Here is a 26943-nt window from a genome sequence, read left to right as displayed (position 1 = left end):
CCGTTGTCGTCAGGTTCTGGTAGTCTGTCGCGCATCTCATCAACGAGAATGCCAGGCAGGCAAAAGGTGAAACAACTAAATGACAAGGCACCAATGACTGAAAAAGCCTGGAATGCCGTGCGCAGCATCAGGCTGGAACTGGAAGACGATGGGGATGTATGGGACGACGAAGATAACGTTTGATTGTTGCTGAATGATGACCGTGTAGTACCAATAACCATGTAGTACCAATACCCGTGTAGTACCTTGGCCAGACGATGTCTGGCTTTTTTTGGTACCGATAACGCCGGTCAGTGCTTAACGATTAGTCAGCTTGATCTCGATGCGCCGGTTATTTTGAAAGGCCTCTTGGGTAAAGGCCGGGTCGACCGGATGATGTTCACCAAAACCAGCGGCCGCCATGCGGTCTTCTTCGATGCCCCGTTGGGCCAGGTAGCGCACAACTGACACCGCCCTTGCGGTAGATAACTCCCAGTTAGACGGGAAGCGTTCGGTGTTGATGGGTCGCTGGTCGGTGTGGCCATCAATGCGCAGTATCCAGTTGATATCCTCTGGAATCTCCGCGGCAATCTCCTCGAAGATGTTCGCCAGCTTGTCCAGCTCTCCCCGACCCGCTACACCCAGAGTCGCTGAGGCGGATTCAAAGAACAGTTCAGAAGGCAGCAGAAAACGGTCGCCTTCAATTCGAATATTGGGGTTGTTAGCCAGTGCCTGACGCAGCCGGCCAAAGAAATCGGAACGATACTGTTCCAGTTCATTGACGCGTTGCGCCAACGCCGAGTTCAGCCGCTCGCCCAGATCAGCCAATAGAACCTCCTGTTCAGCGGTCAGTTCCTGCTCAAGGGCCAGCGCCGTGCTGATCTGGTTGAGTTGGGCTTGCAGCGCATCGATCTGCTGGCTCAGGCGGTCGATTTCCGCCTGTGCCCGGGCAGAGAGGCGTTTCTCTTCCTCCAGTGCTTCTTCACTTTCACTGGCGATGGCGACCAGGTCTTCAATGCGCAGTTCTTGCTCTTCAATATCACGCTGGGCGAGCAGAGTGCGCTCTTCTTCTGTCGCGAGGCGAGCTTCCAGCGCCTGACTACGATCACGCAGTGAGCCTACCAGCTCTTCCCGCGCGGCCAGTTCGGTTTCAAGTTGATCGACCGACGTCTCACTTTGGTTAAGGCGTGTGACCAAACCGGCGATTTCCTGTTCCAGTTCAGCGCGCAACTGGCGCAGAGTTACAATATCCTGCTGCAGCGCAGCCTTTTCCCTTAGCTGGACTTCGATCGTTTCCCGGTCGGTTTCAATGGTTTCCTCAAGCGCGGTAACCTGATCTTCAAGGCCCGCCTGCCGCTGCAAGCTCTGGTTATATTGGGCGCGCAACGACACCAGCCGTTCATTCAGAGCCTCATTGCTTTCTTCCTGAAGGAGCAAAGCGTTGCTGATTTCAGCGAGGCGTGCATTAAGCCTGTTGAGCTCGGCATCCCGGTCAGACACCGTTTCCGCCAGAAACACCTGCGCCAGGGTAAAGATCAGCAACATAAAGATGACCAGCAACAGCAAAGCCGACAGGGCGTCGACGTAGCCGGGCCAGACATTAACGGTAGATTGAGCGCGTCTGCGACTGCCTAACATCAGCGGGGCTCCGTTCAGTCGTCGTCAGAAAAACCCAGCTTTTCTTTCAGCTGGCGATTTTCTTCTTCGAGTATCAGGAGTTCTTCGGCCAGTTCGTCACGGGCTTTTTGCGTCCGTGGCAGGCCGGGTTCGTCGGTCAGATCGCGAGCATCAATCAGGTTGGTCAGGCCGGTCAGCCATTCTTCCAGGCTGTCGTAAAAGCGGTTTTGGGCATGGCCGGCCTGAATATCCAGAAAACCCAGCACCAGCGAGCCGCCGAGACCCAGCAAGGATGAGCTGAACGCGGTACCCATGCCTTCCAGTGGCCGCAGCAGGCCAGCCTGTAATTCGCCAAAGACCTGTTCAAAGTCCTGATTGCCGATGTCCAGGTTAATAATCACCCGCCCGACCGCTTCAATGGTACCTAGTAGACCCCAGAAGGTACCCAACAGACCCAGAAATACCAGCAGGCTGATCATATACCGGGAGATCTCCCGGGATTCATCGAGTCGAGACCGAATGCCATCGAGCACGGTGCGCAGCGACATGGCCGACAGAGTAAAGCGGTCGCGTTTGAAGTCATCCCCCAACTGGCGTGCCAGGGGCTTCAACAGACGTGGTTCCTGTTTGACGGACAGGCCACTGCGGCCAGTACGAAACAGAGCAATCCACTGCAATTCAGGGCGCAAGATCAGTACCTGACGATAAGTCAGGCCAATGCCGATCAGTAATACGGCCAGAATCAGGGTGTTGAAGACCCAGTTGGCCATAAAAGCCGATTTGAGAGGTTCATAAATCAGAGCACAGACGGTAGCGACGATCAGCAGATAGACCGTCATCCAGAAAAGGGTATGTTTGGGGTTGCTCATGAACACTCCTAGATGCGACATCAGACGAACGGAAAGTACCTTAGCACACTGTTCTTAACCTTGTCCTACCGACTTTCTGCCTGACATTCGGTTTGAGTTTTTGGTGGCCTGTTACCACACTGTTTCGGGAATCTGCTTCGATGGGTGACGGGTTCGGTTACTTAATACAGTGGTTGATTCTGCTTAGCTGTCATGAGCACGTGCAGGCTACCGGGTAGGCTTATCCGGGGTCGGCGTAAACCCGTCCATGGGGCCTAGACCGCAGCATCCATGCTGCGGACTACCCCGGATAAGCCTACCCGGCAGCCTGCACTTGGTTTATCAACACTTATAATTAAAGAGAAAGTACAGGAAAAAACACTTTAAAGTTCGTTTCTGCGCGGATAAACTTGAATATCGAACAAAAAAGAAAATAGCGGCGTTATTGCAACCGGGGTTCCTATGACAGATTTACTTCTAGCCATTGATCAGGGCACGACCAGTACCCGTACCATACTCTTCAGCCGGCAGGGCGAGCCCCTGGCCAGTGAGCAGCAGGAATTTGAACAGCATTTTCCGGATGACGGTTGGGTTGAACATAATCCGGCAGACATCTGGCAGTCAACGTTGGATACGTTGAAGGATGTTGTGGGCAAGGCGGCTGAGCATGAGGGTACTATTCGGGCATTGGGTATTACCAACCAGCGGGAGACCACGCTGGTGTGGAACCGTAAGACTGGTGAGCCACTGTACAACGCCATCGTCTGGCAGGACCGCCGTACGGCCCGATACTGTGAAGAGCTTAGAGATCGTAAAACCGAAGGTTGGGTGCATGAAAAGACCGGTCTGTTGCTGGATCCGTATTTTTCGGCCTCGAAAGTGGCCTGGATTCTCGACCATGTCAAAGGCGCCCGAGCCCAGGCTGAAGCCGGTGAATTGCTGTTTGGTACCGTCGATACCTACCTGATCTGGAAAATGACCGGTGGTAAGCGGCATGTGACCGATGCGACCAACGCCTCCCGAACCCTGTTGTTCAATATTCACACCCAGCAATGGGATTCAGCCCTGCTGGATCTGTTCCGCATTCCCGGTTCAATGATGCCGACCGTGCTGGATTCAGCGGCCGATTTCGGTATGACCGATCCGGATGTAGTGGGCGTCGAATTGCCCATTGCTGGCGTGGCAGGGGATCAGCAGGCCGCTTTGTTTGGCCAATGCTGTTTCGACCGGGGCATGACCAAGAGTACCTACGGTACCGGTTGCTTCATGGTGATGAACACCGGCTCCCAGCCCGTTAACTCGAAACACCGTCTGTTGACCACGGTTGGCTATCGGTTGGATGGCAAGGTGACCTACGCGCTGGAAGGCTCGATCTTTATGGCCGGTGCGACCATGCAATGGCTGCGCGACAAGATGGGCTTCATCAAGCATGCCGCCGACAGTGAAGCGATGGCGGAAAAGGTAGGGCCGGATCAGCATGTTTATCTGGTGCCGGCCTTCACCGGATTGGGTGCCCCGCACTGGGACCCCAACGCCCGTGCAGTTCTGGTGGGTATGACGCGGGATACCGGCATCGAGCACATTGTGACGGCGGGCTTGCAGTCGGTGGGGTATCAGACGGCCGATCTGCTCGGCGCTATGCTCGACGACGGGTCGATTGATGAAGTAGAGCTGCGCATTGACGGTGGTATGGCCGCGAATAACTGGGCCATGCAGTTTTTGTCCAATGTGACTGATTCCAAGGTGACCCGACCCGTCATTACGGAAACCACGGCGCTTGGGGCGGCCATGTTGGCCGGGCTGCAGACCGGGGTCTATAAATCGACCCGGGAGTTGTCGGACTTGTGGCAGGCAGACCGTACCTTCGATACCGATATGACGTCGAATCAGCGTAAGCGATTGGTGGCTGGCTGGCAGCGAGCGGTTCGTTCAGCCCTGATCGACTGAGGTGGCCGTCTCGCCGGGATATAGGTTTCAGGCTCGGTATTTATAAACGGTATTGCGGCTGACCCCGGCCGCTTTTGCCGTTTTTGAAACATTGCCATGGTGCTCTTTCAGCAAGCGGGGTATCAGCCGTTCAAGGGGTTCCACCTCTGGCGTATTACCCACCTGGTGCGGGCTGTCGAGTTCATCGAAGAAGTCGTCGGGCAGATGCCAGTCTTCCAGTTCATCGCCGTCAGCCATGGCCATACCGACTTTCAAGACATGCACCAGCTGGCGCATGTTGCCAGGCCAGGGGTGTCTGACCAGCATCTCAAGCAAGCGGTCCGTTAATGGCTGAGCTGGTTCCTCCAGACGCAACCGCTCGTAAACGTAGCGGATCAGTTCGGCCTTGTCGGCACGATCGCGCAGCGAGGGCAGTTCGATGTTCAGGCCGGAAATCCGATAGTACAAATCTTCCCTGAACCGCCCTGCGGTCACTTCGTCTTTCAGAATCCGGTTGGTGGCTGAGATCAGCTTGATGTCCACCGGAAACACCTCGGTAGAACCCAGAGGCATGACCATGCGTTCCTGCAATACCCGCAACAGCCGGGACTGTACGGTCAGCGGCATCTCCCCAATCTCATCCAGAAAGAGAGTGCCCCGGTGCGCGCGGCGGATCAGGCCAATGGAGCCCTTGTTCTGGGCTCCGGTAAAGGCACCGCGTTCATAGCCAAACAGTTCCGATTCGACCAGCTCCGAGGGAATAGCCGCGCAGTTCACCGCGACCAGCATCTCGCTGGCGCGACGGCTGTGATAATGCAGGCTGCGTACCAGAATTTCCTTGCCGGCGCCGGTTTCACCGTGAATCAGAATCGGAATGTCTTTTTCCATGATTTTGTGCGCCTGGCGCACCGTGCGCCGCACTCTTACGTCACCGTGCTCCAGCTCGGCCAGCGGAATGACGTTGGCTGGCAGCGGGCTTGTGCGACGAGCGTCAGTCTTCTCGGCTGCCACTGGGTGGTTATATGCTTCGGATGCCGGTTCAGGAGCTGCGCCAGGTTCCGTATAGGGGCTGAGATCGAAGGGCGCGATGGCTTCTACACCCTCCGCAACAGGGGCCGCCACGGGTGGCGTATAATCCGCCCGATTGCGGAAATCGGGTACTCGCATGACCGGTGCCAGGGGTGGAATGACTTTCACATAGATCTTGAACCGGCCCATAGCACGCAGCTTCATTGGTGCATTGGGCGGGTGGTGTTTGATCTCGCGCATGGAGCAATCGAATACCTGATTAACATTCAACAGGGCAAGATCCTGAGCCAGCACCACCTCAGCCCGGCGGTTGGCCGACACAATGATGCCATTTTCATCCAGAACCAGAATACCGGACCAATGACTGTCGAGGCTGACAACGTTGGTATTAAAGGTGAGTATGAAATGGTCTTTCTGAAAAGCCGAATAGATCAGGCGGTTTTCCACACTCAGCGACATCAGTTTGACCATGCCCAGGGTATGGTCCTGCGGCAGATAGGCATCGGATGAAATATCCAGCACCCCAACCAGGTCGTTTTTGGTGTCGTAGATCGGTGAGGCTGAGCCCACCATAAAGCGGTTGGCGCGCAGGTAGTGCTCGTCACGGCCCACCTGAATCGCGTGGCCGGTGATCAGCGCGGTGCCAATGGCGTTGGTGCCCACACCAACTTCCGTCCATTGATTGCCACCCACAAGCCCGTGTTCGGAAGAGGGTCCGAAACGCGATTGCCCCCAGGTATTGAGGACATGCCCTTGCCGGTCGGCGAGGACAATCATGCACGATGAGTTGCTCAGGATGTTTTCGTAGTAAGGTAGAACCTCTTTTTCCGTGGTCTCCAGCAAACTGTGATGCTGCTCAACCCGGTCTTTGAGTTCCCCTTTTGGTAAGGTGGCGAAATTCGGCTGACTACCGTGCTCCAGACCGTATTGTTCACACCGATACCACGACTCCTGAATTACATCTTTGTGGTCTTTAGTGTTCGTATCGAGACTCTCATGTCCTGTGAAATCAGGATCTGGCTGCGCGTTTTGTTGTTGTAAAGGCGGCCCAGAATGTTCGTTTTTGTCCATTTATGGCTCCGGTACCACTGTTCACCAGTGAGGAGCGACAAGCCATCACCTGCATTCTGCATTGGTTCACCAGCAAGTCAACTGTCAAGCACTGTTCAGCGCTGGACGTTTAATCCGCAGAGCGGTCAATTTTCTTCATGATAGCCTGTCAGTAGCGATCCTCAAGGTGTCCTGCCCATTGATTCCCCATTACCTATGTGTTCATGAAAGTGTTCATATTACACACCCGCCTGAACACTTTGAACAGTTTTGAACAGTCATGGGCAGTGGCTGGGACGTACCGATAATCTTCACTTCTCCGCCAGAAAGTGGCGTTAGGCCTCATGAAATAAGGAATTCGAAAAATATTCGATATTTTTCGTTTTTATTGGCACGGGTCTTGTAATACCTATGACACAAAGACCGGGACCCGATCTGTTTGCGACAAGCCAAAAAACGCAGTGAACGGGTTCCGGCAAGTACAAGCGGTTTTAAACTGACATAAAAATAAAAGGCCGATCTGGCTATCCACCCCACTCAACCTTTGAGGGGGGTTTGCAAGACCAAACAATAACGACAAAGGGTAAGTAGCATGTCATTGACGCTGCAAAACGTGTCACGGGTTGTCGATGGAGACACCTGGATTTCAGATGTCAGCCTGACTCTGGAACCCGGTTCCTTCAACGTGTTGCTGGGGCGAACGCTCTCTGGCAAAACGACTCTGATGCGTCTGATGGCCGGGCTGGACCGGCCAAGCAAAGGCAAGATTCTAATGAATGGAGTCGACGTGACCGGTGTGCCGGTGCGCGAACGTAACATCTCCATGGTGTATCAACAGTTCATCAACTACCCCAACTTAACGGTCTACGAGAACATTGCCTCGCCCCTGCGCCTGGCCAAACTGGATAAGGCCATCCTTGACCGGCGTGTGCGCGAAACGGCCGAAATGCTTGGTATTGAATCAATGCTGGAGCGCTTGCCGCTGGAACTGTCCGGTGGGCAGCAGCAGCGTACCGCCATGGCCCGTGCTCTGGTGAAGGACGCGCAAATCGTGTTGTTCGATGAGCCTCTGGTTAACCTCGACTACAAGTTACGCGAAGGGTTGCGAGAAGAGCTGCGTTCTCTGTTTAAAGCCCGCAATTGCATTGCTGTCTATGCCACCACAGAGCCTAACGAAGCCCTGGCACTGGGTGGCAATACGGCGGTGTTGCATGAAGGGCGCTTGTTGCAGATGGGGCCAACCGCACAGGTTTACCACAAGCCACGCGATATCATAACGGCCGAAATGTTCTCTGAACCTCCCATCAATGTAGTGCCTGGTGAAGTCACTGAAAACGAGGTGACCTTTGATCAGGACGTGCACTTTCAACTGAATAATGATTTGAAAATGTTGGAGCCGGGGCATTATCAATTTGGTGTTCGGGCGTCGCACATCGGCCTGGTTCCCCATTCCGATGATGACCTGGAGTTACCCGTTAAGGTGGATCTGGCAGAACTGTCGGGGTCGGAAACCTTCCTACACGTTCGTAACCCCCACTTTGAGCTGGTTCTGCATCTGTCTGGGGTGCACGAATACGAAGTTGACCAGGAAATAAAAATCTATTTCCCAACCCACAAGTTGTATGCCTTCGATACCCAGGGCGCACTTGTTCATTCGCCCGCTCGACTTGTGGAGGCCTAGGCAATGGCTCAAATTACCTTAAAGTCACTGGCGCATACCTATAGCGCTAACCCCCAGGGACCGGAAGATTACGCGATTCGCGAAATGGAGCATGTTTGGGAACAGGGCGGAGCCTACGCATTGCTGGGCCCATCCGGCTGCGGAAAATCGACCTTGCTGAACATTATTTCCGGCCTGCTGGAACCCTCTAACGGTGATATTTTATTCGATGATACCCGGGTCAATAAGCTGAAGCCGGAGCAGCGCAACATTGCTCAGGTATTTCAGTTCCCGGTGGTGTACGACACCATGACGGTGTTTGACAATCTGGCGTTTCCGTTACGCAACATCGGTGTGCCTGAACACAAGGTTAAATCCAAAGTTTATGAAGTCGCGGAAGTGCTGGAGCTGACTGATCAGTTGCAGCGCAAGGCCAAAGGCCTGAGCGCCGACCAGAAACAGAAAGTGTCGATGGGTCGCGGGCTGGTGCGTGACGATGTATCTGCCATTTTGTTTGACGAACCCCTGACTGTGATTGATCCGCAATTGAAGTGGAAGCTGCGGCGAAAACTCAAGCAGATCCACAAGCAGTTTAACACCACCATGGTGTACGTTACTCACGACCAGCTGGAAGCGTCCACCTTCGCCGACAAGATTGCGCTGATGTACGAGGGCCAGATTGTCCAGTTCGGTACGCCTCGCGAATTGTTTGAGAGCCCCAAACATACCTTTGTCGGGTATTTCATTGGCAGTCCGGGTATGAATTTCATTACACCGGAATTAACCGAGCGCGGGCTGGAATTTGAAGGTCAATTGATGCCGGTTGCCGAGTCAATGATCACTCACCTTCGAAAGGCTGGTATTGCCAACATCAAACTGGGCATTCGGCCAGAATTTGTGCATGTCTGGACCGAAGCCAATGACGATGCCTATGAAGTCACCATTCAAGACATTGAAGACCTGGGTACCTATCGGATTATGTCTTTTAAATTCGGCTCGATACCGATGAAAGCGCGTCTTCACGAAGATCAGAAAGTGCCGGATAAAAAGGCCAGAGTCAGCTTCCCGGAGCAGTGGCTCAAAGTCTATGCCGATGAATACTTGCTGGAGCTGCCCCATGAATAAGATTGAAAGCAATAAGGGTTGGTTGTTTGTCCTGCCCGTATTTATCGTCGTCGCGTTTTCAGCGGTTATCCCGTTGATGACCGTAGTGAACTACTCGGTTCAGGATGTGTTTGATGTCAATGCCCGGTTCTTCACCGGCACCGAATGGTATCGGACCATGCTGAATGACTCGAAACTGCAGGGTGCTCTCGTACGGCAGTTCTTTTTCTCCTTTACCGTTCTGGCCATTGAGGTGCCGCTGGGTATTCTGGTGGCACTGATGATGCCCAAGAAGGGCTGGCAGGCATCGCTGTCACTGGTATTGGTGTCGTTGCCCTTGTTGATTCCGCTCAACGTAGTGGGAACAATCTGGCAGATATTTACCCGAACTGATATTGGCTTGATGGGCTGGGGGATTCGTGAGCTGGGCTATGCCTACAACATATCACGTAACTCGGGTGACGCCTGGGCCACCATTATTCTGATGGACGTATGGCACTGGACTCCTCTGATTGCACTGTTGTGCTACAGCGGTCTGCGAGCGATCCCTGAGGCCTATTATCAGGCCGCCCGAATTGACCGTGCTTCGCGCTGGGCTGTGTTTCGCTTTATTCAATTGCCCAAGCTCACCAATGTGCTGGTTATTGGCGTGCTGATTCGCTTTATGGATTCTTTCATGATCTATGCCGAGCCGTTCGTGCTGACCGGTGGCGGACCGGGTAGCTCCACCACCTTTCTCAGTCAAGCGTTGACCGCCATGGCCATCGGGCAGTTTGACCTTGGGCCAGCCGCTGCGTTCTCGATCATTTACTTCCTGATCATTCTGGCGGTGAGCTTTGTGTTCTACACCACCATCATGCATATGCAGAAAGATAAATCGATACAGAAAACCGGGGATAACTGATATGACGCTCTCGACCGCGACCAGACCTTCGGTATCACCATCGAAGTCTGCCACATCATTGAATGTACAGGCCCGGTACAAAGGAGACTCTGGCATGAAGTCACGCATTGGTCTGACGATTTATCTGGCGCTGCTGATTCTGCCAATTTACTGGCTAGTCAACATGTCGTTCAAAACCAATCAGGAAATATTGGGGGCCTTGTCGTTCTTTCCCAATAACTTCACGCTGGATAACTACCAGCGCATCCTGACCGACCCCAGCTGGTACAGTGGTTACATCAACTCAATGACCTACGTTGCGATGAACATGACCATCAGTCTGCTGGTGGCGTTACCAGCAGCCTATGCGTTCAGCCGTTACAAGTTTGTCGGCGACAAACACCTGTTCTTCTGGTTGTTGACCAACAAAATGGCGCCGCCAGCGGTATTTGCACTGCCGTTCTTCCAGCTGTATTCCTCGATCGGCCTGTTCGATACCCACATTGCGGTCGCCCTGGCCCACTGTCTGTTCAACGTGGCACTGGCAGTCTGGATTCTGGAGGGCTTTATGTCTGGCGTGCCCATCGAGATAGACGAAACCGCCTATATCGATGGCTACAAGTTCTGGAACTTCTTCTTGAAAATCTACATACCACTGATTCGTTCGGGTATCGGGGTGACGGCCTTCTTCCTGTTTATGTTCTCCTGGATCGAACTGTTGCTTGCACGCACGTTGACAGCAACCGAGGCACAGCCGATTCAGGCGATTATGACGCGTACGGCCGGGGCGTCGGGCATCGACTGGGGGTTGTTGTCTGCCGCTGGTGTGCTGACCATTCTGCCCGGAATTTTCGTAATCTACTTTGTTCGCAACCATGTCGCCAAGGGCTTTGCTCTTGGCCGCACCTGAGGAGACAGCCGATGAGCTGGATGGTCTGGACATTACCCACAGCTGGCTTTTTCTCTGCGATAGCCATAATTCTGGCGGGTATGACGGTATGGCAGTACTTTTCGCCGTCCATCGAACGTAAGGGCTTTTTGCCAATCAGTACCACCCGGGGTGATCGACTGTTCATTGGCCTGTTGACCAGTGCTTTTCTTCATCTCGGCGTGATTGGATTTACCGAATTTCACGTGTTGGTAGCAACCACTGTGTCAGTCGTCTGGGTAGGCGTTTTGATGCGCTGGGGTTAATCCAAAACAGTGTGAAAATAAGGAAGGGACGATGTCAGTAAAGGGATGTAATTCAAGAACCAAGAATGAGGTCATCATGAACAATAAAAAAATGAAGTACCTATCTCTAGTTATGTCAGGTTCTTTCCTGATAGCCGCTCACACTCAGGCAGAAGACCAGTATCGTCAGGCTGCCGAACGGTGGGTTGACAACAACTTTCAACGCTCCACTCTCAGCCGGGAAGAACAGATTGCCGAGCTGGAGTGGTTTATTGAAGCCGCAGAGCCTTTCCGGGGTATGGAAATCAGTACCGTAGCGGAAGGCCTGACCACGCATGAGTATGAATCGAGCGTATTGGCCGAAGCCTTTGCTGAAATTACCGGTATTGAGGTCACTCACAACATCATCGGTGAGGGTGATGTGGTAAATACCATGCAGACGCAAATGCAGTCTAACCGAAGCATCTATGACGGCTTTGTTAATGACTCGGATGCCATTGGTACCCACCTGCGGTACGGTAAAACTATCGCTATTTCCGACGCAATGGAAAATGAGTGGCGTGATTTCACCAATCCGGGACTGGATCTGGATGACTTTATCGGTATCCAGTACACCACCGGCCCCGATGGTAAAATCTACCAGTTGCCGACGCAGCAGTTTGCCAACCTCTACTGGTTCCGCGCCGACTGGTTTGATCGCGACGATCTGAAAGCCGCCTTCCGCGATGAATACGGTTATGACCTGGGTGTTCCGTTGAACTGGTCGGCCTATGAAGACATCGCTGAGTTCTTCACTGGGCGCGAAATCGACGGTCAGACCGTCTATGGCCACATGGACTACGGCCGTCGTGATCCGTCTCTGGGCTGGCGTTTCCACGACTCCTGGTTCTCTATGGCCGGTATGGGGTCACCTGGCCTGCCATTCGGTAATCCGGTCGATGACTGGGGTATTCGCGTGAATGAAGAGGGCAACCCGGTGGGCGCCAGTGTAACCCGCGGCGGTGCAACCAACTCGCCGGCTTCCGAGTACGCATTGCGAAAAATGGTTGACTGGCTGCGCGACTATGCACCACCCGAAGCCCAGGGCATGACTTTCGGCGAAGCCGGCCCGGTTCCTGCTCAGGGTAACATCGCTCAGCAGGCATTCTGGTACACCGCCTTCACCGCCGACATGACCGATCCGTCACTGCCGGTAACGGAAGCGGACGGTACTCCGAAATGGCGTATGGCACCTTCTCCGGTTGGCCCTTACTGGGAAGAAGGCATGAAAGTCGGTTATCAGGACGTGGGTGCCTGGACTTTCTTTGACTCCACACCGGAAGATCGCCGCACGGCCGCCTGGTTGTTTGCCCAGTTCACCGTATCCAAAACAGTGTCTCTGGAAAAAACCATTCGGGGTCTGACGCCGATTCGTCGTTCCGACATCAACTCGGAAGAAATGACTGAACTGGCCCCCAACCTGGGTGGCCTGGTTGAGTTCTACCGCAGCCCGAATGAAAGCATGTGGACACCTTCCGGTACCAACGTACCTGATTATCCGCGTCTGGCTCCGCTGTGGTGGCAAAACCTGGCACCAGCAGTCAGTGGTGATATCTCTGCTCAGGAAGCGCTGGATAACCTGGCCGGTGCGATCGACAACACCATGAGCCGTTTGGCCCGGGCCAACGTGTTCGAGCAGTATGCGCCGATTCTCAATGAAGAGCGTGACGCCCAGTACTGGCTCGATCAGCCGGGTTCTCCCAAGGCTCCTCTGGCGAATGAGAAGCCTCAGGGTCGCACACAGCCTTATGATGAAATGATGGCTGAGTGGATGGCTGCCGGTACACGCTGACGGCATGGGATTCGCCGCTGGACAGGGCGAATCCATTTCGGGATTACCTGTAACCCCGTTTTTTTAACCACCTGTTAAATAGTAACGTATTGCATCAACTAGACAGTGAAATTCAGCAAGCTGGGGTGTCCGGACTATTCACCCGGACGCATCATCCGAATCGGTTGATGAACCTCGCTTGCAAAGTTTAGTGCTGAGTCCTTGGGCTGGTCTTCCAGCCCCTTTTTGACACCTGCACTCGTAATGACCCTCTCGCAGGTACCTGGGGCCAGACGGAAAATCATGTCTCAGGGAGCCTTATCTAACAACAATAACTGGTTAACCTATCCCGACGTGCCTGACGCATTGTAACTGGTAACGGACGGGGCAACCGTAAAGGTCATTCCCATGATTAACGCTAATTATAGTATTCGGGCGGCAGCTCTGGTGGCGTGCTGTGCCTGTAATTTGGCCCAGGCCGACGTTCTCGATACCTGGATAGACCAGGAATTTACCCCCTCTACCTTAGTCCGCGATCAGCAACGAACCGAACTCGAATGGTTCAGAGAGGCAGCGCAACCCCTTAAGGGTATGACGATCAATGTGCTGTCTGAAAACATTGCGACGCATCAGTATGAAGCCGAGGTGTTGGCGGCAGCCTTTACTGAGATCACTGGTATCAACGTGAATCATGTGACCTCGCGCGAAGGGAATGTTATTCATCAGCTTTGGTTGCAAATGATATCGGGGTCGAACGAATTCGATTTATTTGCCAATGATTCTGATTCGATTGGTACCCATTTTCGCTCCGGTAAAATTTTGTCGCTCAGTGAGTTTATGGACAACGAAGGCCGGGCCGTTACCCTGCCGACCCTGGATTTGGATGACTTTATCGGGCTTGATTTTGTACGTGGAACCGATGGTGAGCTGTATCAGTTGCCAACCCAGCAATTTGCCAACCTTTACTGGTTTCGTTACGACTGGTTCGAACGCCCTGACTTGCAGGCGCAGTTCAGAAACCGGTATGGCTACGAGCTGGGTGTCCCGGTGAACTGGTCTGCCTATGAAGACATTGCCGAATTTTTTACGGTTCATGTGGGCGAGCTGGATGGCCAGCGTATTTACGGTCACTCGGATTACGGCAAGCGCGACCCGTCGCTCGGCTGGCGCTTTACCGATGCCTGGTTTTCCATGGCCGGTGCTGGAGATAAGGGCTTCCCCAACGGCCTGCCAGTCGATGAGTGGGGCATTCGGGTTGAGGATTGTCGCCCCGTGGGCTCTCACGTTGCGCGTGGCGGTGCCACCAATGCCCCAGCGTCCGTTTATGCACTGACCACCTATGTTGACTGGCTGGAGCGGTTTGCACCACCCCAGGCGTCTGAGCTGACGTTCGAGCAAGCCGGGCCATTGCCAGCCCAGGGCAATATTGCTCAGCAGATTTTCTGGTACACCACCTTTACCAGCGATTTGCTGCAACCGGGTTTGCCCGTTACCCACGCCAACGGAACACCGAAGTGGCGCATGGCGCCGTCGCCACACGGTGCCTACTGGGAGGAAGGCATGAAGCTGGGCTACCAGGATGTAGGTGCCTGGACCATTCCCCGATTCATGAGCACAAATCGACAGCAGGCAGCCTGGCTCTATGCTCAGTTTACGGTCTCCAAAACGGTCTCGTTAAAGAAAACGCTGATCGGACTCACCCCGATTCGAGACTCGGATCTGGCGTCAGATACGCTCACCGACATGGCGCCAAAACTGGGCGGACTGATCGAGTTTTACCGAAGCCCGGCCCGTGACGCCTGGACGCCTACGGGCACCAACGTACCTGACTATCCGCGCTTGTCTGAACGCTGGTGGCCACATATTGCTGATGCCGTGGCGGGTGTGAAAACCCCTCAGCAAGCGCTCGACCAACTGGCGATAGAACAGGACAGAGTAATGGCGACCATGCAGAGAACCTTTCAGACTGATGTGTGCGGACCGCAAATCGCCGATCTGTCTGATGCTCGCGGTGCCGACTATTGGCTGGCGCAGCCCGGATCGCCAAAGTCAGCCCTCGGCAATGAAAAGCCACAGGGGCGAACGGTGCGCTATGACGATTTGCTGAGTGCCTGGAATCGTGGGCTGGTGCGTTGAGACTGGAGAGGGCAAGGCTATGCTCGGTAACAGTCTGGTCGGGCAGTTTCGGGTAAGCGAATAGGATCAGGGGAGGGTGGGCCGCGTAGCGGCCTCTACTCCATAAGCCAGCTATTAACTGCAGAGCGTACGTTCAAACAAAGACAACACTCGAACGTCATCAACTTCAATCGCTACCTTTACCAGTGGCCTGTTGTCCCAGCCTTCAGTTGGAAAGGTACGTCCTTCGGGTGCCATCATGGTCTGGCCGATCGCCAGGCCATCGGGAGCAACACGAATTGAACCATGGCGGCAGCCGAACAGGGAAGGGTCCAACAAATAGGCGATGGTGGCGGCATCGTGGAAATAGCAGCCGTCGATGCCCATGGCTTGCCGATAGAAGTCGAAATAATGTTGTGCGGCTTTGTTTAAAAATCCACCTTGTTCGGGGTTGGCCGCTTCGATGCGTTCCAGCACACCCGCTTTGAGCAAAACCTGATGCGTGACATCCAGTCCAATCATGGTGACCGGCCAGTCGGCTCCAAAAACGGCGTCGCCGGCGTGCGGGTCGTTGATCAGGTTGGCTTCGGCCACCGGGCTTACATTGCCGGTTTCATGCACCGTGCCACCCATTAACACCACTTCTTTCACTTTTGAGGCGATGTCCGGGTCCAGTTCCAGGGCTAGTGCCAGATTGGTCAGTGGGCCCAGCGCAACTAGGGTCACCTCACCCGGGTGGGCGTTGACGGTATCGACAATAAAATGCGGTGCACTGCGCATATCGCGCTCTGTTGTTGCTTCGGGCCAGTCTATATTGCCAAAGCCATCCTGACCGTGGACGTAGTCGGCGTGCTTGCGCGGTTCCATCATCAACGGTGTGTTGGCGCCCTTGGCGACCGGTACGGCCTTGCCTGCGAGCTGGCTCAGCGTCAGTGCATTCAGGGTGGCGCGTTCGGCGCTGACATTGCCGAATACCGTGGTCAGGCCCAGCACCTCGATTTGGGCGGCGCGAAAGGCGAACAAGATGGCCATGGCATCGTCGATGCCCGGGTCTGTGTCGATGATGATCTTGTGCGTCATTTCGGGTCTCCGTTTTTGGCTTGTGAAGCTGCCTGTTTCATGAAGTTCTGTGTTTCATCCAGGGTGGGGATTGACGAGGATGCACCCAAACGAGTCACACAGATCGCTGCGGCGGCTGAACCCAGTGCCATGGCTTGTGTGGGACTTTCTCCAGTAGCCAGGGCAGACAGGGTGTAACCGATAAAGGTATCACCGGCAGCGGTCGTGTCTACAGCCTCAACCGAGTGAGCGGCAGCACTGTCGCGATGAGCCTGGTGCAGATACACGACACCGTCCTTGCCCAGCGTCAGCAGGATGTGCAGTTGCGGGTAGGATTCAACCAGTGCTTGCTCTGCGGCGGTGACCGATTCAGTTTCAGTCAGGTCCATCGCTTCGACTTCATTGACGATTAACCAATCGATCTGGCTGAGCATAGGCCTGACCCGTTGCACGTCCATGGGGGCTGGATTGAAGGCGATGTTAAGGCCTTGTTTCCGTGCCAGTGCTATCGCCGCTTCGAGGCCATTGGTTTCATTCTGCATCAGCATCCAATCGCCCTTTTGGGCCGTGGCCAGTGCCTGTTCCAGATGCGAGTCAGTCAGGTTGTGGTTCGCGCCGGGGTATAGAATGATGGCGTTTTCCGCCGCCTTTGTTAGCTGAATGATGGCGTGACCGCTGGCCTGTGGCAGTAGGGCCACGTGATCCGTATTGACGCCAGCTTCCTGCAATTGAGACAGGGCCCAGGCATCTTGCTGACCCACAGCGCCGATGTGTCGTACGTCTGCTCCGGCCCGGGCCAGGGCGATGGACTGATTGGCACCCTTGCCGCCAAGCACGGTCTGGTACTTTGACGAACTCAGGGTTTCTCCGGGACGTACAAAGTGGTCGACCTGATAGAGGTGATCAATATTAATGGAACCAAGATTGAAGAGGGTCATAATGGCATTCATTCCGGCCGTCATTGAATGGAAAGGGTGACACAGTAGCAGTGGTTTAGCTTGGCTGTGATGTTCGTTAAGATTAACCTGCTTATCGACACTAAACCAATCGGTCAGGATTTTAAACCATCCGGTCGAACAAAGGAGCCTGTTATGGCCTACGATCAGAACAACATCTTCGCCAAAATGCTGCGCGATGAAATTCCCTGCATCAAGGTCTACGAAGACGATTATACCCTAGCGTTTATGGACATTATGCCACAGACCGATGGCCACACCCTGGTGATCCCCAAGGAGCCTGCAGAGACGCTGATGGATTTGTCCGATGAAGCGGCAGCGCGCTGGATTCAGAGTACCAAGAAGGTGGCCGCCGCGGTAAAGGCCGGGCTGGATGCGCAGGGTGTGGTGCTGTTCCAATTAAACGGCAAGGGAGCGGGCCAAACCGTCCCTCACGTTCATTGCCACGTTATTCCCGGGTCAATCGCCGATTTGCGCCAGCCGCATGCGACCACAGCGGCTGATCCCGACCACCTGAAGGCGTTGGCGGAAAAGATCAGGGCGGCATTTTAACTCGACTGGAAAATCAAACCGGAACCGCCAGGGGGTCCGGCTCATCGGCCAGCTTACCGTTGATAAACCAATTGTAACGGGGTTCTCAGACCCCAAAAAAACCCGCCGTAGCGGGTCTGATTGATTGTTGACTGGCCGTTAACTGACTTCTTTGGCCAGTATCTTGGCCGCCCATTCTTTGGGCCCCGTCTGGTGTACCGAACTGCCTTGTGTATCAACGGCTACCGTAACCGGCATATCCACCACATCAAACTCGTAAATGGCTTCCATACCCAGATCTTCAAAGGCAACGACGCGGGCTTCTCGAATGGCCTTTGATACCAGGTAGGCTGCGCCACCAACTGCCATCAGATAAGACGCCTTGTGGCGGGCAATCGATTCGATGGCTACCGGACCGCGTTCGGCCTTGCCCACCATACCGATCAGACCAGTATGCTCCAGCACGGCGTCGGTGAATTTGTCCATCCGAGTAGCCGTGGTCGGGCCTGCTGGGCCGACTGCTTCATCACCCATGGGGTCAACCGGTCCAACGTAATAGATCATCTTGTTGGTAAAATCGACCGGCAGTGGCTCGCCTTTATTGATCATATCGACCATACGCTTGTGAGCCGCATCACGGCCGGTGTACATCTTGCCGTTGAGCAACAGGGTTTCGCCGGGTTTCCAGTCGAGCATGGCATCTTTGGTCAGGGTGTTTAGATCAACCCGACGCGCTTTCGGGCCAGCATCCCAGACGATATCCGGCCAGTCTTCCAGCTTGGGTTCTTCGAGTTTGGCAATGCCGGAGCCATCCAGCACGAAGTGGGTATGGCGGGTGGCTGCGCAGTTGGGGATGATGGCAACCGGCTTGTTCGCGGCGTGGGTAGGTGCATCCATGACTTTAATGTCGAGCACCGTGGTCAGGCCACCGAGACCCTGGGCGCCGATGCCCAGCTTGTTAACCTTTTCGAATAACTCAAGCCGCAGTTCTTCACCCCGGTTGCTCGGGCCGCGTTCCTGCAGTTCCTGAATGTTGATCGGTTCCATCAGGGATTCCTTGGCCATCAGCATGGCTTTCTCGGCGGTGCCGCCGATACCGATGCCAAGCATGCCGGGCGGGCACCAGCCTGCTCCCATTTCCGGAACGACTTTCAGTACCCAGTCAACGATCGAATCCGAGGGGTTCAACATGGCGAACTTGGACTTGGCTTCGCTGCCGCCGCCCTTGGCCGCTACCTGAACATCGACAGTATTGCCGGGTACCAGCTGGGTGTGAATAACGGCGGGTGTGTTGTCTTTGGTATTGGTGCGCTTACCGTCCGGGTCGGCCAGCACTGAGGCGCGCAGTACGTTGTCGGGGTGCAGATAAGCACGACGAACGCCTTCGTTGACCATGTCTTCGACGCCCATGGTGGCACCATCCCAGCGTACATCCATGCCTATTTTCAGGAAAACGGTGACGATGCCGGTGTCCTGACAGATGGGGCGGTGGCCCTCGGCGCACATGCGGCTGTTGATCAGAATCTGGGCCATGGCGTCTTTGGCGGCCTGGGATTCCTCGCGTTCATAGGCCTGGTGTACGGCCTGAATGAAGTCTTTCGGGTGATAGTAGGAAATAAACTGCAAGGCGTCTGCGACGCTCTGAATAAGATCGTCCTGCTTAATGACGGTCATGAAGGGCTCCTCTGCCGGTCTGCTCGGTGGCGCGAAGTGTACAACACTTTCTCGGGAATCGGGTCAGTACAAAAGCATTAGCTTATCAAGTTAGGTGGCTATGACCCGCGTCGGTTACCGGTGGTGCCTCTGCGGGGTCGGCGTAAATCCGTCCATGGAGCCTAGACCGCAGCATCCATGCTGCGGACTCCCCCGCAGAGGCACCACCGTTAACCGACGCACGAAATGTGGTCGCTTCGACTTGAGTTATAGGAGGCAGGCTAACCGAATGGCACTTGCAAAATTCAAACGCTCGTTTAAATTGTAGAGTATCTGATATCAACAGGAGCTCCCATGAGCGAGATTATACAGCGGGTGCATAACGGCGTGCTGGAACTGACGCTGAACCGCCCCGAGAAACGCAATGCCCTGACCGAGGCCATGTACATCGAGTTGAAGAATATACTCGACGAGGCCAAGCATAACCCCGAGGCGCGGGTGGTGCTGCTGTCCGGTCAGAAGTTCTGCTTTACCGCGGGCAACGATCTGAAAGATTTCATGGAACACCCGATGGAAGATGATGAGGCACCGGTGCTGCGTTTTTTGCGTACCATGGCTGATTTTCCCAAGCCCATCGTCGCTGCGGTAAACGGGCCTGCTGTCGGTATTGGCACCACCTTGCTGCTGCATTGTGATCTGGTATACAGCGGTGACAGTACGGTGTTCCAACTGCCATTCGTTAATTTGGGGCTGGTGCCCGAGTTTGCTTCTTCCTTTTTATTGCCGTTGAAGGTGGGTCATGTCAAAGCGGCCGAATGGCTGATGTTGGGCAAGAGTTTTGGCCCGCAGGAGGCTCTGGAGGCCGGGCTGATCAACGCCGTCTTCGGTGATGAAAACTACCTGCAGGCCGCCCATCAGCAGGCGCAGCTGCTGGCCGCGCAACCGCCCAAGGCGATTGAGCTGACCAAAAAGCTGATGAAGCAGCATTTTATGAGCATAACGTTAAACACCATCGACGATGAAGCCCGCCACTTTCAAGCACAATTGAAGAGTGACGAGTTTCGCCAGGCGGTCAGCGCCTTTTTTGCCGCCAAGTCAGGCGCTGAATAAGCAGCTTCAAGTAACGGCGGTCCCGTACCAGATAACCAAACACCAGCCCCCAGAAGGCCCCTCCGATTCCGAACAAAGTGACATTGGCCACGGTGACCAGGAAGGTCACCAGGCTGGCTTCGCGTTCCTGTTCATTCTGCAGGGCAATGACCAGGCTGTTGGCGATGGTCGGCAGCAACGCCAGGCCTGCCAGCGTCATGATGTAGGCTCCGGGCAAGGCTCGGAAAAGCCCGATTACCGAGGCGGCCAGCAAGCCCAGTATGGCGTAGGTCACACCGGCAGACACCGCCGCGGTGTAGCGCTTTTTTGGGTCCGGGTGGGCATCCGAGGTCATGCAGATGGCGGCGGTGATGGCGGCAAGGTTCAAGGCGAAGGCGCCAAAAGGGGCCAGGCCCAGGGTTGTCAGCCCGGTCCATTTCAAGACCGAAGAGGTGGGTGAGCGGTAGCCGGCAGCAGTGAGGGTGGCGATACCTGGTAGGTTTTGCGATGCCATCGTGACTATAAACAACGGCAGCGTTAGGCTGAATGCCGCTTGCCAGGTAAATTCCGGCCATTGCAACACGGGTTTCGTCCACGACCAAGTCCAGGCATTCTCGGTCACTTGATTGAGCGCAAGCGCCAAGACGAAACCGACCAGTGCCACCAGCACAACGGCGTAACGCGGAATCCAGAGCCGCGCCAGGAAATAGACCACGGCCATGGTTCCGGCCAACGCCGGTGCCTCTGTCAGAGACGTCGCTGCATTCAGCCCAAACGGAAACAACACACCGGCCAGCATCGCACTGGCCAGGGCCGGGCTGAGTTTTTGGGTCAGTCTTTCGGCCTGACCGGTGAAACCGGCCAGCGTTATTAACGCTCCGGTCAGAATAAAGGCACCAATAGCCTCGGACAGTGAAAAACCAGACAGACTGACAATTAATACGGCGGCGCCAGGCGTCGACCAGGCGGTGACCAGGGGCAGCCGGTGTTGCAGTGACAAACCGACCGAGGTGATGCCCATGCCCAGGCCCAGCGCCCACAGCCAGGAACTGGCCTGTGCGGCGGTCGTGCCCGCTGCTTCGGCGGCTTGAAATATCAGCACGGCCGAACTGCTGAAACCAACCAGAACGGCGACGATGCCAGCGCTCAGACTACTGAGCGATAGGTCCTGCCAGAATTGACGCCAAAGCGGGGTGCGCATGGCCGAATCTCCTGTGGTTTTACGGTTGTGCGTTATAACGTACAATGCAGACAGATTAACAACGTGCGTTATAACGCACAAGTGGTTATGACCGGGAGAAGCCTCTATGTCGGCTATACAGCAACAGTTCGCTACCCGATTGAAGGCCTTACGCGCAGAGCGACGCTGGAGTCTGGATCGGGCCGCGACGGAAACCGGGGTCAGTAAGGCCATGCTGGGGCAGATCGAACGGGGTGAATCCAGCCCGACACTGACGACGCTGTGGCGGCTGGCAAAGGGTTATGGCGTTGGTTTTTCAACCTTGATAGAGCCCGTCGAGAAGGGACTGAACAATGACGACGCGGCTATTGGTTCTGTGTCCCGGGTCACCCCGGAAGAAAGCGCACTTGCGGTAAAAACTATCCTTCCATTCGCAGCCGAACTGCATTCCGAGTTGCTGGATGTGGAGATGGAGCCCGGTGGATTACGCGAGTCCGATGCTCACCGCAGCGGCGTGATTGAGTGCATTCTTGTCCAGTCTGGTGAACTGTCGGTATTCAGTGACGACCAATGGCACCGACTTCGGACGGGCGATGCCCATCGCTTTCGTGCCGATCAATCACATGCCTACCGAAATGAATCTCCGGACAAACCTGCCCGGTTTTTGAATGTTCTTGTTTATCCCTGATGCCGGGTTCAGAACAACCCTAATTGCGGCCCATCATCAGAAGGTGTGTCACTTTCTTTCTTTTTATTGTCTTCAGCGGGTGACGGGGCAGGCTTCTCTATATTGGTATCTGCAGTTGCCTCAGGCGTCGGTGCTACCGGGTCTTGCAGCCAGCGCTCATCCTGTTGTTGCAGCCAGGCTAACACCTGCGGCAGGTCTTCCCGGTTCGGGTGTTCGGCAATCAATTGCTCTGTCGCCTTTATCGCATCGCTGAGCGTCAGGGTGCTGCCCCAATCCGGTTCCGTTAAGTGAATGCGTATCTGGTCGCGCCAGAGGGCCAACTCATTGGCATTCAGGCTGCCGGGAAAATGCCGGGCGCGGGCAAGAAACACCAGCGCATGCTGGCGGTCGTCCTGTAGGCCGTCGGCCAGGCCTGGCCAGGTTTCCGGGTGGCGCTCTTTGCGGCGAATCTGGTTCAAAATGCCGCGATCGTGATCGCCGACAAAGCCCTGATAGAGAGCTTGCTGCGGGTCGGCCGGGGCGGGCCGGTCGGTGATTTCGAACACCTCTCGGGCCAGCGTTACCAGATCGTGCCAGCGATCCAGAATGGCGAGGTGGTGTGCGATTCGCTGCGGGTCTATTGCAAAGCGTTCACAGGTGGCTTCGTCGAGCATGCGGTAGGGCGCGATCATCGGGCAGCGGTTCAAATGCAGGGTGCGCAGCGGCGGCCTGAGAATGCCGTCCGGTAAGGATTCTGTCGGAGTGTACAGCCATTCGCGAACCTCATCGGCGTTGTGGTCCAGTAGCCAGCTTGGGTCCTGCATCAGGTCCAGCACGATGATCTCGTTGCGTCGGTCGGGGTGTTCCATCAGCGGAACTTCCACCGTCAGGCAGCCCTGTCGGGCGGGAATTCTGCCGCTGACATGCAGCATGGGCTGACGCGATTCCAGCGGTAACTGCCGACGCACCTCATGTTTGAACCGTAACGACAGCGCATAGTAGAACAGCTTCGGTTGACGGTCCCGAATTAGACGCGCCAGTGCAATGGTGGCCAGTACATCACTGACAGCATCGTGCGCTTTGGCGTGTTCGATGCCATTGGCCGCCGTAAGGTGCTCCAGCCTAAAAGAAGGGTCTCCACTGTCATGCCGTGGCCATTCGATGCCCTCCGGTCGCAGCGCGTAGGTCAGACGCACCACATCCAGCAAATCCCAGCGACTATTCTGATTGCGCCATTCACGGCTGTAGGGGTCGAGCAGGTTGCGGTAGAGTAAAAACCGGGTGAATTCATCGTCAAAACGCAGGCTATTATAGCCAACGGTGCAGGTGCCGGGTTCAGACATGACCGTATTGATGCGGCTGGCCAATTCCCATTCGCTGAGCCCCTCCTGCTGGCACTGGCCAGGCATCAGGCCGGTGATCATCACCGATGCGGGGTCGATGACAGCATCTGGCAGTGGCTTGCACTTCCAGTCCATTGGTTCGCCGATGATGTTCAGGTCGGCATCGGTTTTCACCGCGGCAAACTGGGCGATGCCGTCCCGGGCCGGGTTAATGCCCCAGGTTTCATAGTCGTACCAGAGGAATTGTTGGGGTGCTGTCGATGTGGCTGCTGGCATGGGAAACCGGAGTCCTGTCGGGGGCAGTAGTGCTCACTCCTGCTTGGGTTTACACTGTGGTGTCAGCCCTTTTGAACCGGGCTGATGGCAGTGATCCGCATAGGCGCCTGCTCATGGCGTCAATTACGCATAGCCTAACATTGATGGGCGATTCCGGCACGGTGAACGCGCGTTACCGGCCAGGCACAACGGCAATCAGGGAGACCGTTTTATGGTGCTCAGCAAATTCTTTGGTAAAAAATCCACAGCCCCGAAATCCACTGCGAAGGCACCCCAGCGTCCAGCGCCCCAGATGGCTGCAGCTGGCATAGACCATTGGCTCGGGCTGGCACAGGCCACCGACCCGAAACAGCGCAAAGAGGCCATGGTTGAACTGGCCAAAGCGTTGGATGAAGGACAGCTGACCGCCGAGCATCGCCAACAAATCCCGGCCGCGGGGCAACTGTCTCTGGACCTTCACGCCAGAGCACCGATGCCAGCAAATGTCAGCGAGGAACTCTGGGTAGAGGTGGCCTGTAACGGTTTCTCTGCGCGGGTTCGGACCGCCGCCGCCGAGCAAGTGACCGGTGTCGGGGCGATGGAGCAATTGCTGAAAAGTGCCAAAGGCCGGGATAAAAGCGTCTATCGGCAGGTGAAAACTCGGCTGGAGGAACACAAACGTCAGCATCAGGCGTTGCAAGCGAAACAGGATCATAGCCGCCGCCTGGTTGAGCAACTGGAACGGCATGCCAAAGCCCCTATAGACCCTTTATTCAGCGGGAAGTTGCGAGCCTTGCTGGATCAATGGGTGGCGAACAGCCCCTATGCAGATGAAGCGTTAACTGAGCGCTGGCACCAGGCTGAGGCTCTGGCACGCCTTCATTCCGGGGCAGTTTCGGAAGTCGAATCTGAGAGATCTGACAGCGCCCCGGTATCGGTCGAAACGGCTGCAGTTTCAGAGGTCGCCGAACAAGACAAGGTAGAAACCGATGTTGAGCCAGAGAGCGAGGAAGCCGCTAATGACCCGCATCGAAGCGAACTGATTCAGCACCTGTGGCAGGATTTAAAAGACCGGCTCGATCAACCTGAAATTGATCAGGCCCAGGTGCGTGAAGCCTTGCTGTATTTAACCGAGCAGCAGCATCAGTGGCGCCAGACAGAACAGACGCAGCGCGCCAATCGCGATGAAGAACGCTCCTTTCACCGGGTGTGTACTACATTTGAGGCCTCATTGAATACGCTGGTTCGACTCCATGAACGTTACGGCTTGCTGGCAGAACTGCTGCCCGCCATCGAATCCGACCCTGCCCAATATGACGCGGCTGCTCATGCGCTGGATGAATGGCTGCACAGTTTGGACTGGCCAGAGAGCGAACCGGAACCGGCATTGAAAGTCCGGGCGGAAAGGGCGGTACAGATCCACCACGAACAGCTCGCCGAGCACCGAAAACACAGCATTCAGGCCGTGCGTCAGGCGCGCGGGCTGATTCGGCGGTGTCAGGGAGCGATCAGCGAAGGCCACCTCAAGCGCGCATCGGGCCTGTTGCAGGGCATCCGCGATGCGATGGTTGACCTGAAGCCGGGCGAGCACCATGGTCTTTTTCGTCAGTTTGAAGACACCGAACAGGCCGTCGAAAAGCTGCGCGACTGGCAGAGCTTTGCCGTGCTGCCCAAGAAAGAAGCGCTGATCGAACGCATGCGCCACTTGCTGAAACAGTCGTTGCCGCCGGAAGATCGTGCCAGACAGATCCGCGATATGCAGGATGAATGGCGGATGCTGAGCCGGGGATTACAAAACCAGCATCAGGCGTTGTGGGAAACCTTTCATGATCTGGCGCAGCAGGCCTACGAGCCCTGTAAGGCTTTTTTCGAGGAGCAGGGCAAGCTGCGGGCACTCAATTTGCGTCAGCGTCAGGCTCTGGCAGAACAATTGGTTCAGTATGAACAGTTGATTGAAACGCAGGGGCTCGACCTGAAAGAGCTGGACCGGGTACTGACCCTGGCTCGTAATGAATGGCGCCGTTTTTCACCGGTGGATCGGGCCGCCAATAAGGCCGTTCAGGCTGACTTTGATGCGGTTTTTCAGCGGCTTCGCGATCGGTTGCAAAGCGAGCAACAGGATTTCAAAGAGGCCAAGCTGGCCATCATTGACCGGGCCCGGGTCTTGCTTGAAGAGCCTGACTCGCGGCAGGCGACTGAAGCGGCGAAACAACTGCAGCGTGAATGGCAACAGGCCGGGCATTTAACGCGGCGCGATGAACAAATGTTATGGAAGTCGTTCCGGGCCATTTGCGATGAGCTGTTTGCCCGTCGTGAAGCAGCGGCAGAGACGTTCAAGGCCGATTTAAATGCCCATAAAGAGCAGGCCGACCACATTCTGGCCGACATGGATGCCCTATTAACCGAAGCCGACCCCCTTGCAGCGAAAGATCGGTTTGAGGCGTTAAAAGCGCAATACAGTGCACTGGGCACCTTACCCAAAGCCGACTATAGAAAGTTGCAGGACCAGTTTGGTCGCCTGAACCAGGATTATCAGACCCGGTGCCGGGACCTCAAACTCCAGCAGCAGGATCAGCACTGGCAAGCACTGTTCGACTGGAATCGACGTGCCCGGTTCGAATGCGATTCGGCTGAAGTGGCAAAAGCCGACTGGGAGAGCCTGAGCAAGATCCCGTCTCCGGCGGCTGAGTTGCCGGCGTCACTGGCAAACTGGCAGACCTCGGGTGCAGATGATGAAACCTTACGCCGCAAAACCGTTGAGTTGGAGATCCTGGCCCGGGCCGATTCACCCGAGGCTGATAAGACGTTGCGCATGGCACTGCAGGTGCAGCGACTGACCGACGGTCTTGGCCAGCAAGTGGACCAGAGTGACATCGATCGGGCAGTTGTTGCCTGGCTTGCGACTCCGGCTCGCGATGAGGCGCAATATGATGCATTGATGGCGCGAATGAAACAGGCTCGATCGGTCTGGATGACGTCGAGTTAACAGAAAAAACTGAAAAAAATCATAAAGTTA

At 55.5% G+C, this 26943-nt stretch carries 20 protein-coding genes; 12 read left to right on the top strand and 8 right to left on the bottom strand.

Annotated elements, in window-relative coordinates; translation table 11 throughout:
• Nucleotides 1-297: 297 nt before the first annotated feature.
• Together WEB54_RS05960 and WEB54_RS05955 are read right to left on the bottom strand one after the other, a co-directional pair.
• Entirely contained in the window at nt 298-1617 is a 1320-nt protein-coding gene (locus WEB54_RS05960; protein WP_368054163.1) for an OmpA family protein, read from the bottom strand.
• Between the two features lie 14 nt (nt 1618-1631).
• Nucleotides 1632-2465 (bottom strand): hypothetical protein, encoded by an 834-nt coding sequence (locus WEB54_RS05955; RefSeq protein WP_368054161.1) that lies wholly within the window; start codon nt 2463-2465, stop codon nt 1632-1634.
• A gap of 441 nt (nt 2466-2906) precedes the next feature.
• Here WEB54_RS05955 and glpK point away from each other — a divergent pair, with 441 nt between their 5' ends.
• Nucleotides 2907-4391, top strand: coding sequence for a glycerol kinase GlpK (gene glpK / locus WEB54_RS05950; protein WP_368054159.1), 1485 nt, complete (start codon nt 2907-2909; stop codon nt 4389-4391).
• Nucleotides 4392-4418: 27 nt separating this feature from the next.
• On the opposite strand, the gene WEB54_RS05945 is transcribed toward glpK, so the two are convergent.
• On the bottom strand, nt 4419-6470 hold the full coding sequence (locus WEB54_RS05945; protein ID WP_368054157.1) for a sigma-54-dependent Fis family transcriptional regulator: 2052 nt from the start codon (nt 6468-6470) through the stop codon (nt 4419-4421).
• A 571-nt stretch (nt 6471-7041) separates the two neighbouring features.
• Between WEB54_RS05945 and WEB54_RS05940 the strand changes: the two genes are divergently transcribed.
• The 7 genes from WEB54_RS05940 to WEB54_RS05910 all read left to right on the top strand — a co-directional run bounded on the left by WEB54_RS05940 (nt 7042) and on the right by WEB54_RS05910 (nt 15215).
• Nucleotides 7042-8130, top strand: a complete 1089-nt coding sequence (locus tag WEB54_RS05940) for an ABC transporter ATP-binding protein (protein WP_368054155.1) — start codon at nt 7042-7044, stop codon at nt 8128-8130.
• Nucleotides 8131-8133: 3 nt separating this feature from the next.
• Nucleotides 8134-9234 (top strand): ABC transporter ATP-binding protein, encoded by a 1101-nt coding sequence (locus tag WEB54_RS05935; protein ID WP_368054153.1) that lies wholly within the window; start codon nt 8134-8136, stop codon nt 9232-9234.
• Nucleotides 9227-10117, top strand: a complete 891-nt coding sequence (locus tag WEB54_RS05930; protein ID WP_368054151.1) for a carbohydrate ABC transporter permease — start codon at nt 9227-9229, stop codon at nt 10115-10117. The genes WEB54_RS05935 and WEB54_RS05930 overlap by 8 nt, the downstream gene beginning before the upstream one ends.
• Before the next feature lie 94 nt (nt 10118-10211).
• Entirely contained in the window at nt 10212-11006 is a 795-nt protein-coding gene (locus WEB54_RS05925) for a carbohydrate ABC transporter permease (protein WP_368054149.1), read from the top strand.
• An 11-nt stretch (nt 11007-11017) separates the two neighbouring features.
• Complete coding sequence (locus tag WEB54_RS05920) at nt 11018-11290, top strand: DUF2160 domain-containing protein (RefSeq protein ID WP_368054147.1); 273 nt, start codon at nt 11018-11020, stop codon at nt 11288-11290.
• A 76-nt stretch (nt 11291-11366) separates the two neighbouring features.
• Nucleotides 11367-13100, top strand: a complete 1734-nt coding sequence (locus WEB54_RS05915; protein ID WP_368054145.1) for an ABC transporter substrate-binding protein — start codon at nt 11367-11369, stop codon at nt 13098-13100.
• 387 nt (nt 13101-13487) lie between these two features.
• Entirely contained in the window at nt 13488-15215 is a 1728-nt protein-coding gene (locus WEB54_RS05910) for an extracellular solute-binding protein (RefSeq protein ID WP_368054143.1), read from the top strand.
• Between the two features lie 114 nt (nt 15216-15329).
• On the opposite strand, the gene WEB54_RS05905 is transcribed toward WEB54_RS05910, so the two are convergent.
• Nucleotides 15330-16274 (bottom strand): nucleoside hydrolase, encoded by a 945-nt coding sequence (locus WEB54_RS05905; RefSeq protein WP_368054141.1) that lies wholly within the window; start codon nt 16272-16274, stop codon nt 15330-15332.
• On the bottom strand, nt 16271-17203 hold the full coding sequence (locus WEB54_RS05900) for a ribokinase (RefSeq protein WP_368054139.1): 933 nt from the start codon (nt 17201-17203) through the stop codon (nt 16271-16273). Before WEB54_RS05900 ends, WEB54_RS05905 begins: the two co-directional genes overlap by 4 nt.
• A 141-nt stretch (nt 17204-17344) precedes the next feature.
• Here WEB54_RS05900 and WEB54_RS05895 point away from each other — a divergent pair, with 141 nt between their 5' ends.
• Complete coding sequence (locus tag WEB54_RS05895) at nt 17345-17761, top strand: HIT family protein (RefSeq protein ID WP_368054137.1); 417 nt, start codon at nt 17345-17347, stop codon at nt 17759-17761.
• A gap of 138 nt (nt 17762-17899) precedes the next feature.
• Here the strand turns inward: WEB54_RS05895 and WEB54_RS05890 are convergent, their stop codons facing one another.
• Nucleotides 17900-19414, bottom strand: coding sequence for a fumarate hydratase (locus WEB54_RS05890; protein WP_368054135.1), 1515 nt, complete (start codon nt 19412-19414; stop codon nt 17900-17902).
• Nucleotides 19415-19747: 333 nt separating this feature from the next.
• On the opposite strand from WEB54_RS05890, the gene WEB54_RS05885 reads away from it, so the two are divergent.
• Entirely contained in the window at nt 19748-20503 is a 756-nt protein-coding gene (locus WEB54_RS05885; RefSeq protein WP_368053504.1) for an enoyl-CoA hydratase, read from the top strand.
• Here the strand turns inward: WEB54_RS05885 and WEB54_RS05880 are convergent.
• Nucleotides 20466-21683 (bottom strand): benzoate/H(+) symporter BenE family transporter, encoded by a 1218-nt coding sequence (locus WEB54_RS05880; protein WP_368054133.1) that lies wholly within the window; start codon nt 21681-21683, stop codon nt 20466-20468. The two genes, WEB54_RS05885 and WEB54_RS05880, sit on opposite strands and share 38 nt — an antisense overlap.
• A 106-nt stretch (nt 21684-21789) precedes the next feature.
• Between WEB54_RS05880 and WEB54_RS05875 the strand changes: the two genes are divergently transcribed.
• Nucleotides 21790-22350, top strand: a complete 561-nt coding sequence (locus WEB54_RS05875) for a helix-turn-helix domain-containing protein (RefSeq protein WP_368053508.1) — start codon at nt 21790-21792, stop codon at nt 22348-22350.
• Between the two features lie 8 nt (nt 22351-22358).
• Here the strand turns inward: WEB54_RS05875 and sbcB are convergent, their stop codons facing one another.
• Entirely contained in the window at nt 22359-23948 is a 1590-nt protein-coding gene (sbcB, locus tag WEB54_RS05870; RefSeq protein ID WP_368054131.1) for an exodeoxyribonuclease I, read from the bottom strand.
• 211 nt (nt 23949-24159) lie between these two features.
• On the opposite strand from sbcB, the gene WEB54_RS05865 reads away from it, so the two are divergent.
• Nucleotides 24160-26913, top strand: coding sequence for a DUF349 domain-containing protein (locus WEB54_RS05865; RefSeq protein WP_368054129.1), 2754 nt, complete (start codon nt 24160-24162; stop codon nt 26911-26913).
• Nucleotides 26914-26943: the final 30 nt, after the last annotated feature.

It is taken from the genome of Saccharospirillum sp., from assembly GCF_040881935.1.
Classification (GTDB): domain Bacteria; phylum Pseudomonadota; class Gammaproteobacteria; order Pseudomonadales; family Natronospirillaceae; genus Saccharospirillum.
This window is presented reverse-complemented; position numbering and strand designations above follow the sequence as displayed.

Bases quoted from the DNA above. Each gene is read 5' to 3' on its own strand.
- WEB54_RS05960 (WP_368054163.1), bottom strand. From the start codon at position 1,617: ATGTTAGGCAGTCGCAGACGCGCTCAATCTACCGTTAATGTCTGGCCC.
- WEB54_RS05955 (WP_368054161.1), bottom strand. From the start codon at position 2,465: ATGAGCAACCCCAAACATACCCTTTTCTGGATGACGGTCTATCTGCTG.
- glpK (WP_368054159.1), top strand. From the start codon at position 2,907: ATGACAGATTTACTTCTAGCCATTGATCAGGGCACGACCAGTACCCGT.
- WEB54_RS05945 (WP_368054157.1), bottom strand. From the start codon at position 6,470: ATGGACAAAAACGAACATTCTGGGCCGCCTTTACAACAACAAAACGCG.
- WEB54_RS05940 (WP_368054155.1), top strand. From the start codon at position 7,042: ATGTCATTGACGCTGCAAAACGTGTCACGGGTTGTCGATGGAGACACC.
- WEB54_RS05935 (WP_368054153.1), top strand. From the start codon at position 8,134: ATGGCTCAAATTACCTTAAAGTCACTGGCGCATACCTATAGCGCTAAC.
- WEB54_RS05930 (WP_368054151.1), top strand. From the start codon at position 9,227: ATGAATAAGATTGAAAGCAATAAGGGTTGGTTGTTTGTCCTGCCCGTA.
- WEB54_RS05925 (WP_368054149.1), top strand. From the start codon at position 10,212: ATGAAGTCACGCATTGGTCTGACGATTTATCTGGCGCTGCTGATTCTG.
- WEB54_RS05920 (WP_368054147.1), top strand. From the start codon at position 11,018: ATGAGCTGGATGGTCTGGACATTACCCACAGCTGGCTTTTTCTCTGCG.
- WEB54_RS05915 (WP_368054145.1), top strand. From the start codon at position 11,367: ATGAACAATAAAAAAATGAAGTACCTATCTCTAGTTATGTCAGGTTCT.
- WEB54_RS05910 (WP_368054143.1), top strand. From the start codon at position 13,488: ATGATTAACGCTAATTATAGTATTCGGGCGGCAGCTCTGGTGGCGTGC.
- WEB54_RS05905 (WP_368054141.1), bottom strand. From the start codon at position 16,274: ATGACGCACAAGATCATCATCGACACAGACCCGGGCATCGACGATGCC.
- WEB54_RS05900 (WP_368054139.1), bottom strand. From the start codon at position 17,203: ATGAATGCCATTATGACCCTCTTCAATCTTGGTTCCATTAATATTGAT.
- WEB54_RS05895 (WP_368054137.1), top strand. From the start codon at position 17,345: ATGGCCTACGATCAGAACAACATCTTCGCCAAAATGCTGCGCGATGAA.
- WEB54_RS05890 (WP_368054135.1), bottom strand. From the start codon at position 19,414: ATGACCGTCATTAAGCAGGACGATCTTATTCAGAGCGTCGCAGACGCC.
- WEB54_RS05885 (WP_368053504.1), top strand. From the start codon at position 19,748: ATGAGCGAGATTATACAGCGGGTGCATAACGGCGTGCTGGAACTGACG.
- WEB54_RS05880 (WP_368054133.1), bottom strand. From the start codon at position 21,683: ATGCGCACCCCGCTTTGGCGTCAATTCTGGCAGGACCTATCGCTCAGT.
- WEB54_RS05875 (WP_368053508.1), top strand. From the start codon at position 21,790: ATGTCGGCTATACAGCAACAGTTCGCTACCCGATTGAAGGCCTTACGC.
- sbcB (WP_368054131.1), bottom strand. From the start codon at position 23,948: ATGCCAGCAGCCACATCGACAGCACCCCAACAATTCCTCTGGTACGAC.
- WEB54_RS05865 (WP_368054129.1), top strand. From the start codon at position 24,160: ATGGTGCTCAGCAAATTCTTTGGTAAAAAATCCACAGCCCCGAAATCC.